Source organism: Pseudomonas emilianonis, assembly GCF_023072625.1.
In the GTDB taxonomy this organism is placed as follows: Bacteria; Pseudomonadota; Gammaproteobacteria; order Pseudomonadales; family Pseudomonadaceae; genus Aquipseudomonas; species Aquipseudomonas paraveronii.
This window is the reverse complement of the sequence record NZ_JAKNRV010000218.1, coordinates 1-8,920: the sequence shown is the minus strand read 5'-3', so window position 1 is coordinate 8,920 and position 8,920 is coordinate 1. Positions and strand designations below refer to the sequence as shown.

The window sequence follows — 8,920 nt, the reverse complement described above, 5'->3', positions numbered from 1 at the left end:
CCTGGCGCGCAAGCACGGGCTGAAACTGATGATCGGCGCCTGGGTCAACGGCAACCCACTCGACACCGAGAAAGAAGTGGATGCCTTGATCGCCTCGGCGAAACCGGCGCCGGCAAAGAGGTGGTCGCCCGCGCATTGCACGACTTGTCGAGCCGGCGCAGTGGGCCTTTCGTGGCGATCAACGCCGGAGCGCTCGCTGAGTCGGTGGTCGAAAGCGAGCTATTTGGCCACGAGCCAGGCGCCTTTACCGGCGCGCAAAAACGCCGCATCGGCAAGTTCGAATTCGCCAACGGCGGCACGCTGTTCCTCGATGAAATCGAAAGCATGAGCCTGGATGTGCAGGTCAAGCTGCTGCGCTTGCTGCAGGAGCGCGTGGTCGAACGCCTGGGCGGCAATCAACTGATCCCGCTGGATATCCGCATCATCGCCGCCACCAAGGAAGACCTGCGCCAGTCCGCCGACCAGGGCCGCTTCCGCGCCGACTTGTACTACCGCCTCAACGTCGCACCGTTGCGCATTCCGCCTCTGCGCGAGCGCGGTGAAGATGCATTGATGCTGTTCCAGCACTTTGCCGACGAAGCCAGCAGCCGCCATGGCCTGCCGCTGCACGAACTGCAGCCGGGCCAGCGTGCGTTGCTGCTGCGCCACAGTTGGCCGGGCAATGTGCGCGAATTGCAGAACGCCGCCGAGCGCTTTGCCCTGGGCCTGGAATTGGCGCTGGACAACACCCCGGACAACCCGTCCGCCAGCGTGCTGACCTCCACCCCCGGCGGCCTGAGCGAACAAGTCGAGCAGTTCGAAAAAAGCCTGATCGCCGCCGAACTGACCCGCCCCCACAGCTCCCTGCGCAGCCTCGCCGAAGCCCTCGGCGTACCGCGCAAAACCCTGCATGACAAACTGCGCAAGCACGGCCTCAATTTTGCCGACAGCGCCAGCCACAGCAGCGACGAAGAATGACCCACCCTACCCACCAAGAGGCCGCCATGAGCCGCGACAGCCGTTACCTGGAATCCATCCTCCACCACGACATTCCCCTCACCCGGGAAATGGGCCTCAAGGTGCTCGACTGGCAGCACGGCCAACTGCAATTGCACTTGCCCTTGCAAGCCAATATCAACCACAAGAGCACCATGTTCGGCGGCAGCCTCTATTGCGGCGCCGTATTAGCGGGTTGGGGCTGGCTGCATTTGCAACTGCGCGAAGAAGGCGTTGAAGACGGGCATATCGTGATCCAGGAAGGGCAGATCAGCTATCCGCTGCCGGTCACACGAGACGCGACCGTGGTCTGCCAGGCGCCGGAGGAGAAGGTGTGGAAGCGCTTTGTGGCGACGTACAAGCGACACGGCCGCGCACGGTTGACGCTGGAGACCTGGATTGTGAATGACGGCAGTGACGAGCGCGCAGTGGCGTTTAGCGGCCAGTACGTCCTGCACCGCTAGCCGCCACGCCAAAAAACAAAGGCGGGAGGGGGGCTTGCTCCCGATGGCGGGGTATCAGTCGGTACATCTGTGACTGAACCACCGCCATCGGGAGCAAGCCCCCTCCCACATTTTGATCTGCTGAGGCCTTACGAACGGGCCAGGGTCAGCAAGCGTTCACGCCACGCGGCCTTGGCGGGCAACGCCAGGAAGAACGGGTTCAGCAAGGATTCCCGCGCCGGGTAGCTGAACGGCTCGCCGCTCAACTCCAGCACTTCACCGCCCGCGCCTTCGAGCACGCCCTGGGCTGCGGCGGTATCCCACTGGGATGTCGGCGCCAGGCGCGGGTAGCAATCGGCGCTGCCTTCGGCCAACAGGCAAAACTTCAACGAGCTGCCGATATTTGCGAGCTTCAGCTGGCCCAACCCGTCGCTCAAACCCTTGAGCAAACGCTCCTGCTCAGGGCTGCTGTGCCGACGACTGGCAACCACGGTAAACGCCTCGCCGGCGGCCGGGGCCTGGCGCACCTGGATCGGCCTGGGCGCTTCATTCACATCCGAACGCCACGCCCCCAGGCCCGCGCCGCCAAAGTAGCAGCGGCCGCTGGTGGGCATCGACACCACGCCAAACACGACGCGGCCCTGTTCGATCAAGGCGACGTTGACGGTGAATTCCTCGCTGCCAGAAATAAACTCCTTGGTGCCATCCAACGGGTCCACCAACCACCAGCGCTGCCAGCCGGCACGCACGTCCTGGTCGATATCGGCGTCTTCTTCGGAAAGCACCGGGATGCTCGGGTCAAGTGCGGTCAGGCCGGCGAGAATCAGATGATGAGCGGCAAGGTCCGCCGCCGTCACAGGTGAATCATCGGACTTGGACGTCACGGCCACGTTGGCACGCCAGTACGGCATGATGACCTCACCGGCCTGGTGGGCCAGCTCGATCACCGGGGCAATAAACGGGTGGCCTAGAAACAGTTCGCTCATGCGCTGAACGCTCCACGCTGGGTCAACAGGTCTCGTACCAGGTACAGCGCGGCCAAGGCACGGCCTTCGCTGAACTGCTCGTTTTGCGCCAGTTGCGACAGCTCGCGCAGGTTGACCCTGTCTACACGCATCGGCTCGGGTTCATCGCCTTCCAGGCGTTCTTCATACAGATCGGTGGCCAGTACCACCTGGATTTTCTGGCTCATGTAGCCAGGCGACAGCGAAAGCTCGGTGAGGTGCTCCAACTGGCGCGCGCCATAGCCGGCCTCTTCCTTGAGTTCGCGGTCTGCCGCCGCCAACACATCCTCGCCCGGCTCGATCAGGCCCTTGGGCAAGGAAATCTCATAGGCGTCGGTCCCGCCACAGTACTCTTCCACCAGCAACGCGTGGTCGGCGTCGATCATCGCCACGATCATCACCGCGCCGTAGCCGGCACCGCGCCCCACCAGGCGCTCGTAGGTCCGTTCAACGCCATTGGAAAAGCGCAATTGCACTTCCTCCACGCGGAACAAACGGCTACTGGCGACTATTTCGCGGGCGAGGACGGTGGGTTTCTGGCGCATGAGCGGCTCCTTGGCGTGATCGGGTTACTATACCGTGGCTTTTCCGATTGTCTGTGTCGGATATCTTTACTTACGTGAGAACGCCCCATGCCCTCTTTGCCCTGGCACGCCATCGACACTGTCCTGCTGGACATGGACGGCACCCTGCTCGACCTGCATTACGACAACCACTTCTGGATGGAGCACCTGCCCCAACGCTACGCCGAGTTGCACGGGGTGAGCCGGGCCATGGCCGAGATGGAGCTGCAGCCGCTGTTCGAGCGTAACGCCGGCCAGTTGCAATGGTATTGCCTGGATTTCTGGAGTGCGGAGCTGAAGATCCCCGTGCGCGAACTCAAGCTGGAAACCGCGCACTTGATCGCGCTGCGCCCGGATGCGGACACCTTTCTGGCGGCGCTCAGACAGGCTGGCAAGCGCGTGATCCTGATCACCAACGCGCATCGTGATTCGCTGTCATTGAAGATGGAGCGCATTGAACTGGCGCCGTATTTCGAGCGGTTGATCAGTTCCCACGACTACGGTTTCGCCAAGGAAAACCCACAGTTCTGGGACGCCCTGCAAGCCGATATCGACTTCGACCCGGCGCGCAGCCTGTTTATCGACGACACCTTGCCGATCCTGCGCAGCGCCCAGGCGTTTGGCGTGGGCCATTTGCTGGCGGTGAAAGAGCCGGACAGCAAAAAAGGGCCGAAGGACACCGGGGAATTTGCGGCAGTCGAGGATTACCGGGATCTTATTGTCGGACTCTAAACCCATGTGGCAGGGGGCTTGCTCCCGATAGCGGCGCATCAGAAACACTTTCAGTGACTGACGCTCCGCTATCGGGAGCAAGCCCCCTCCCACATTTTTGCTGGGTGTATTACTCAGGAATACGCAGTGTCTGCCCTGGGTAGATCTTGTCTGGACTCGACAACATCGGCTTGTTGGCCTCAAAGATTTTGTTGTACAGGTTGGCCTTGCCGTACACCGCCAGGGAAATCGCGCTGAGGGTGTCGCCCTTTTTCACCACGACAAAACGCGCTGCCACAATCGAGCCGGGGCCGGTTACCTTGATCTGGTCATCCACGCTCGCAACACCGGCAATGTTGCCCAGCGCCAACAGGATCTTCTCTTTCTCCTCCTGGCTGGCCACTTCACCGGTCACGGTCACTTTGTCGCCGTCAACAGCGGTCTGTACGTTCGGATTACCCAGACCGACCTTGGCCACATGCGCCTTCAACTGCTCACTGGCGTTCGCATTACCCGGCGTCAACAGATCGATCAACTTCTCGCCGGCTTCCTTTACAAAGCTGAGAATACTCATGGTGCTCTCTCCTTGGGGGTTAAGTTCCAGATGCCAAAGACTAGACCAGTCCTACAGAACCGGGTTCCAACCCGGCCAAAGATCCAAACGCGCTAGAATCCCCCCGCCATTGGAATAAGCCCTGGAGCGAAGATGGACATCAAGCAGCTGAAATTCCTCATCGCCCTCGACGAGACCCGTCACTTCGGCCAGGCGGCAGCGCGTTGCCATATCACCCAGCCCACCCTGTCGATGCGCCTGCGCAGCCTTGAAGAAGAACTTGAGCTTCCGCTGGTCAACCGTGGCCAGCGCTTCGAAGGCTTCACCGCACCGGGTGAACGCGTGCTGGCCTGGGCGCGCACGGTGCTGGCGGCGTATGACGGCCTACTGGCCGAAGCCGCCGCCTGTCGCGGTAACCTGGTGGGGACGTTGCGTTTGGGCGTGGTGCCACTGTCGAGTTTCGATCCGTTGGCGCTGATGCAACAACTGCACAAGGAACACCCGAGCCTGCGCTTTGAGCTGTCGGCACTCAGCTCCGAACAAATCCTCGAACAGTTGGCGAGCAATCGCCTGGACCTCGGCGTGTCGTACCTCGACCGCCTGGACAACGAGCGCTTCGACTCCCTGGCCCTCGGCGAAACCCGCATGGGCCTGCTGTACGACCAACGCTATTTCAGCTTCGGCGAACAGCCCCTGAGCTGGGAGGCACTGATCGAACTGCCCCTGGGCATGCTCACCAGCGGCATGCACTTCCGTCAGTCCATCGATCACAACTTCCATAGCCGAGGCCTGCAGCCGCAGCCGTTGTTGCAGACCGATGCGGTCCATCAATTGTTACAAGCTGTCCACGGCGGGCTGTGCTGTGCGGTGATGCCCTTGGACGGCGGCCTGGACGCCCTGACCGAGCATTTGCGCCTGCAACCGATTGAAGACGCCCACACCCTGGCCCGCCTGGGGTTGATCATGCGACGCAGCGCCCCGCGTTCGGCGTTGGCGGAAGCGTGTTTCGCGCTGTTTCAGAAATCGCAGGCAGAGCCTTGATCGACGTCATCTATCGGTAGATCAGTACTGGCAATTAGACGCGACGCTTTGTCGCGCCTAGTCTAACCACTGACCCATCCGCCGTCGGTACTGCCCCATGAACGCCAAGCGCCCAGTCTGCGCGGCGCCCGCTCTTCAAACGCCCGCGCCCGCCGCCAGCCAGAGCTACCAGTTTTGCACTCTCGAACACACTGAAGTCGCCAGCACCGCGCTGGCGGAAGAAGTGGCGTTGGCGATCGCCTATAACGACATCAGCCAGGCCGTGATGCTGGTGACGCCGACAGACCTGGAAGACTTCATTGTAGGTTTCAGCATCGGCAGCGGCATTATCGCCGACGTTAGCGATATTTATGACCTGAAACTCAGCGGCACGGGCTCTGCCCAGTACGCTCAGGTGCAGATTTCCAGCCGTGCGTTCTGGAACCTCAAGCAGCAGCGCCGCCAACTGGCCGGTACCAGCGGCTGCGGGTTATGCGGCGTGGAAGCGCTGGAGCAAGCCCTGCCGGACCTTGAGGTACTGCCCGGCGCGCCTCTGCCACCGGCCGAATGGCTCGACGGCCTGCGCCAGCGCATCAGCGCGTTCCAGCCTCTGGGCCAGCACAGCGGCGCGGTGCATGCGGCAGTGTTCATGAACAACCAGGGCGAGTTGCTGCTGGGCCGCGAAGACATCGGCCGACACAACGCCCTCGATAAACTGATCGGCGCGTTGATCCGCCAACGGATTCCCAGCGAAGGCGGCCTAGCAATTGTCACCAGCCGTTGCAGCCTTGAGTTGATCCAGAAAGTCCTGCGCGCGGGCATCCAGACCCTGGTCAGCCTGTCGTCGCCCACCGGCCTGGCCCTGCAATGGGCACGCCGGCACAACCTCAATCTCATCCACCTGCCGCAGAAAAGTGCGCCGCGGGTCTACAGCCCTGCGATGGAGAAACAGCCGTGAGCAATCATCATCAAGCCGACCAAACCCCGACCCCGCGCTACAAGCCTTACAAAGGTGCCGCAGGCGGCTGGGGCGCGCTGATCAGCGTGGCGCAGGCATGGCTGACCAGCGACAACGCGCTGAAAAACCTGCGCATGATGCTCAAGACCAACCAGAACGGCGGCTTCGACTGCCCGGGCTGCGCCTGGGGCGACTCGCCGGAAAGCGGCATGGTCAAGTTCTGCGAAAACGGCGCCAAGGCGGTCAACTGGGAAGCCACCAAACGCCGCGTCGATGCCGCATTTTTCGCCAAACACAGCGTCACCGCCTTGATCGAGCAGAGCGACTATTGGCTGGAATACCAGGGCCGCCTGACCGAGCCGATGCGCTATGACGCACAGACCGACCGCTACCAGCCCATCAGTTGGGCGGCGGCGTTCGAGCTGATCGGCAAGCACCTCAACGCCCTGCCCAGCCCGAACATGGCCGAGTTTTACACTTCGGGTCGCGCCAGCAACGAAGCGGCGTACCTCTACCAGTTGTTCGTGCGCGCCTACGGCACCAACAACTTCCCGGATTGCTCGAACATGTGCCACGAAGCCAGCGGCGTGGCCCTGGCGCAAAGTGTCGGCGTCGGCAAAGGCACCGTGACCTTTGATGACTTCGAACACGCCGACGCGATTTTCGTCTGGGGCCAGAACCCCGGCACCAATCACCCGCGCATGCTCGAACCGCTGCGCGAAGCGGTGAAACGCGGCGCTCAGGTAGTGTGCATCAACCCGCTCAAAGAGCGCGGCCTGGAACGCTTCCAGCACCCGCAACACCCGCTGGAAATGCTCACCAACGGCGACAAACCGACCAACACCGCGTACTTCCGCCCGGCACTAGGTGGCGACATGGCCATCCTGCGCGGCATGGCCAAGTTCCTGTTGCTGTGGGAACGCCAGGCCCAGGCCGAAGGCAAGGAAGCGGTGTTCGACCACGACTTCCTCAACGAACACACCGTCAACGTGCTCGATTACCTCGGCCAGATCGACGACACCTCCTGGGATGAAATCGTCGCGCAGTCCGGCCTGCCCCTGGTGGAAATCGAGCAAGCGGCGCGCATGTACGCCAAAGGCAAGAACGTGATCATGTGTTGGGCGATGGGCATCACCCAGCATCGTCACTCGGTGCCGACCATCCAGGAAATCGCCAACCTGATGCTGCTGCGCGGCAACATCGGTCGCCCGGGCGCCGGCCTGTGCCCGGTGCGCGGCCACAGTAACGTGCAGGGCGACCGCACCATGGGCATCAACGAACGGCCGCCGGTGGCGTTCCTCGACGCCCTGGAGCGGCGCTTCCAGTTCCAGGTGCCGCGAACCAACGGCCACAACGTGGTCGAAGCGATCCACGCCATGTTGGAAGGACGCTCCAAAGTGTTCATCGGCCTGGGCGGCAACTTCGCCCAAGCGACGCCAGACAGCCCGCGCACCTTCGAAGCACTGCGCAATTGCGACCTGACCGTGCAGATCAGCACCAAGCTCAACCGCAGCCACCTGATGCACGGCAAAGACGCGCTGATCTTGCCGTGCCTGGGCCGCACCGACATCGACATCCAGGCCGAAGGCCCGCAAGCGGTGACGGTAGAAGACTCGTTCAGCATGGTCCACGGCTCCAACGGCCAGTTGCAACCGCTGTCGACCCTGATGAAATCCGAGCCGGCCATTCTCGCCGGCATCGCCGCCGCGACCCTGGGCAGCAAACCGGTGGACTGGAACTGGCTGGTGGCCGACTACGGGCGTATTCGCGAGCTGATCGCCGACACCATCCCAGGCTTCAAGGACTTCAATGAGCGCATCAAGAACCCAGGCGGCTTCTACCTGGGCAACTCCGCCGGGGCACGTCGCTGGAGCACGCCTTCGGGCCGCGCCAACTTCCGCCCGAACGTCCTGCCCAAGGACCTGATCCACGAACGCACCCACGCCACCGGGCGCGTGCCGGACCTGATCATGCAGTCGATGCGCTCCCACGATCAGTACAACACCACCATTTATGGCCTGGACGACCGCTATCGCGGGGTGAAAGGTCAGCGTGACGTGTTGTTCGTCAACGAAGCCGACATCATCCGCCTGGGCTTCAAGCCGGGGCAGAAGGCGGACATCGTGTCGCTGTGGGAAGACGGCCGTGAGCGCCGCGTAAAAGGCTTTACCTTACTGGCGTTCGATATTCCGGCGGGGCAGGCAGCGGCTTACTACCCGGAAGTGAACCCACTGGTGCCCTTGGAAAGCACCGGGGACGGCAGCCATACGCCGACGTCGAAGTTTGTGGCGATTCGCCTGGAGGCGGCGAGCGACAATGGCCTGATCACGGCGCGCTCGGCGTAAATTCCGGGCACAAAAAAGGCCGCTTTTGCATAAAAGCGGCCCTTCCGAAGTAACTACAGACCCGCCAAAATCACTTAAGTTCCCTAGTTAAAACAGTAACTTATAGAATTGTGTACAAGTCGTGTTACTGGTCGGATTTCTATTGTCACAATGTCGACACAGCCTCAGGATCGCGCCGTCATCCTCTTGAGGTCTCTCTATGAAGTTCTCCTCGATTCTCTTGTTGTCCCTTGGCCTGGTCAGTGGCGCAGCCATGGCCGGCGGCACCACCGAAGCCGGTGTGGGCGGCGCATTGGGCGGGGTACTCGGTTCGGTCGTCGGCCAGCAGGTCGGCGGTAACACCGGTTC

At 62.2% G+C, this 8,920-nt stretch carries 9 protein-coding genes; 6 read left to right on the top strand and 3 right to left on the bottom strand.

The features are described 5' to 3' along the window. Together L9Z73_RS19775 and L9Z73_RS19770 are read left to right on the top strand one after the other, a co-directional pair. Positions 1–957, top strand: a 957-nt coding sequence (locus tag L9Z73_RS19775) for a sigma-54 interaction domain-containing protein (protein WP_247404406.1), incomplete at its 5' end; no start/stop codon positions are given. 26 nt (positions 958–983) lie between these two features. After that, on the top strand, positions 984–1,439 hold the full coding sequence (locus tag L9Z73_RS19770) for a YiiD C-terminal domain-containing protein (protein WP_247404403.1): 456 nt from the start codon (positions 984–986) through the stop codon (positions 1,437–1,439). A 128-nt stretch (positions 1,440–1,567) separates the two neighbouring features. Here L9Z73_RS19770 and cysQ read toward each other — a convergent pair whose 3' ends face one another. Then, positions 1,568–2,404 carry a 3'(2'),5'-bisphosphate nucleotidase CysQ gene (gene cysQ / locus L9Z73_RS19765; protein WP_247404400.1) on the bottom strand — a complete coding sequence of 279 codons (837 nt, stop codon included), beginning with the start codon at positions 2,402–2,404 and terminating at the stop codon, positions 1,568–1,570. After that, positions 2,401–2,967: an ADP compounds hydrolase NudE gene (nudE, locus tag L9Z73_RS19760; RefSeq protein ID WP_247404398.1), complete on the bottom strand. Its 567-nt coding sequence runs from the start codon at positions 2,965–2,967 to the stop codon at positions 2,401–2,403. Before nudE ends, cysQ begins: the two co-directional genes overlap by 4 nt. A gap of 87 nt (positions 2,968–3,054) precedes the next feature. Here nudE and yrfG point away from each other — a divergent pair, with 87 nt between their 5' ends. Continuing rightward, positions 3,055–3,717, top strand: coding sequence for a GMP/IMP nucleotidase (yrfG, locus tag L9Z73_RS19755; protein ID WP_247404395.1), 663 nt, complete (start codon positions 3,055–3,057; stop codon positions 3,715–3,717). Between the two features lie 109 nt (positions 3,718–3,826). Here the strand turns inward: yrfG and lysM are convergent, their stop codons facing one another. Further along, positions 3,827–4,270, bottom strand: coding sequence for a peptidoglycan-binding protein LysM (gene lysM, locus L9Z73_RS19750; RefSeq protein WP_247404392.1), 444 nt, complete (start codon positions 4,268–4,270; stop codon positions 3,827–3,829). A gap of 132 nt (positions 4,271–4,402) precedes the next feature. Here lysM and L9Z73_RS19745 point away from each other — a divergent pair, with 132 nt between their 5' ends. The 3 genes from L9Z73_RS19745 (at position 4,403) to L9Z73_RS19735 (ending at position 8,572) form a co-directional block, all read left to right on the top strand. Continuing rightward, positions 4,403–5,290 (top strand): LysR family transcriptional regulator, encoded by an 888-nt coding sequence (locus tag L9Z73_RS19745; protein WP_247404388.1) that lies wholly within the window; start codon positions 4,403–4,405, stop codon positions 5,288–5,290. A 97-nt stretch (positions 5,291–5,387) separates the two neighbouring features. After that, positions 5,388–6,227, top strand: coding sequence for a formate dehydrogenase accessory sulfurtransferase FdhD (gene fdhD / locus L9Z73_RS19740; RefSeq protein ID WP_247404386.1), 840 nt, complete (start codon positions 5,388–5,390; stop codon positions 6,225–6,227). Then, the gene (locus L9Z73_RS19735; protein ID WP_247404383.1) at positions 6,224–8,572 is read left to right on the top strand and encodes an FdhF/YdeP family oxidoreductase; all 2,349 of its coding nucleotides are present in this window, start codon (positions 6,224–6,226) and stop codon (positions 8,570–8,572) included. The genes fdhD and L9Z73_RS19735 overlap by 4 nt, the downstream gene beginning before the upstream one ends. Positions 8,573–8,920 lie beyond the last annotated feature (348 nt).

Excerpts from the sequence above, each read along its gene's own strand:
- cysQ (WP_247404400.1), bottom strand. The coding sequence starts at position 2,404 with ATGAGCGAACTGTTTCTAGGCCACCCGTTTATTGCCCCGGTGATCGAG.
- nudE (WP_247404398.1), bottom strand. The coding sequence starts at position 2,967 with ATGCGCCAGAAACCCACCGTCCTCGCCCGCGAAATAGTCGCCAGTAGC.
- fdhD (WP_247404386.1), top strand. The coding sequence starts at position 5,388 with ATGAACGCCAAGCGCCCAGTCTGCGCGGCGCCCGCTCTTCAAACGCCC.
- L9Z73_RS19745 (WP_247404388.1), top strand. The coding sequence starts at position 4,403 with ATGGACATCAAGCAGCTGAAATTCCTCATCGCCCTCGACGAGACCCGT.
- L9Z73_RS19770 (WP_247404403.1), top strand. The coding sequence starts at position 984 with ATGAGCCGCGACAGCCGTTACCTGGAATCCATCCTCCACCACGACATT.
- yrfG (WP_247404395.1), top strand. The coding sequence starts at position 3,055 with ATGCCCTCTTTGCCCTGGCACGCCATCGACACTGTCCTGCTGGACATG.
- lysM (WP_247404392.1), bottom strand. The coding sequence starts at position 4,270 with ATGAGTATTCTCAGCTTTGTAAAGGAAGCCGGCGAGAAGTTGATCGAT.